Annotated in this window: 1 protein-coding gene; it reads right to left on the bottom strand. The window is 47.3% G+C overall.

Annotated features, from left to right (window positions below; translation table 11 throughout):
• Positions 1-674 (bottom strand): methyl-accepting chemotaxis protein (locus tag R7R24_RS27330; RefSeq protein ID WP_318120215.1); only part of this gene is annotated, 674 nt, incomplete at both ends.

The following is a 674-nucleotide window of genomic DNA, read 5'->3' as shown; positions in this document are numbered from 1 at the left end:
CTGAGATACCGTTGATTGTTGTCACGACTTCATCAATTTGCGCTGCGTTTGCATCTAGCTCTTCAACCGCTTGAGAAGCAGATTGAATCTCATTCGACAGATTTGAAATCGAGTGAAGCGTATTTTCGACTTTCACTTGGCCTGATTGAGCCACACTACGTGCATCATCCGTCTGTGTGCTTGAGTCGTGAGCCAGTGTCGCAACTTCACGAATCGTTGAAGCCATCTGCTCCGTTGCACTTGCAAGAGAGGTGAGGTGTTCTTGTTGCGTCGCAGAAATTTCAGAACTGTGGTGAATCGATTGATTCAAGTCCGAGCTGATTTGCTGCATAAGAGCGACAGACTCTTGGATAGATTGAACCATGTTTTGTTCACGCTCCGCGACTTTATCAATCGTGATGGCGATTTCACTGAACTCATCACGAACAGGGAAGAAATTCATCCGCGCGGTTAGGTCGCCATCAGCAAGCGTGTTTAGCGCCTTGTTCATGGTGAACATTGCGCCACCGATGAACGTCATGATGTAGTAAACACCCAGCGCGAGAACAAACAAGCTCACGCAGATGATACTCACTTGGGTCATTGATAGGGCAGTCCACAGAGAAAGCTCATGATTTGCAACCAAACTGAATGCGCCATTCAATACCGATACAGATTGCGGTCCTGTGCCAATA

The organism is Vibrio sp. 704, from assembly GCF_033339295.1.
The sequence above is the reverse complement of the archived record's forward strand: the minus strand, read 5'-3'. Positions and strand labels throughout refer to the sequence as shown.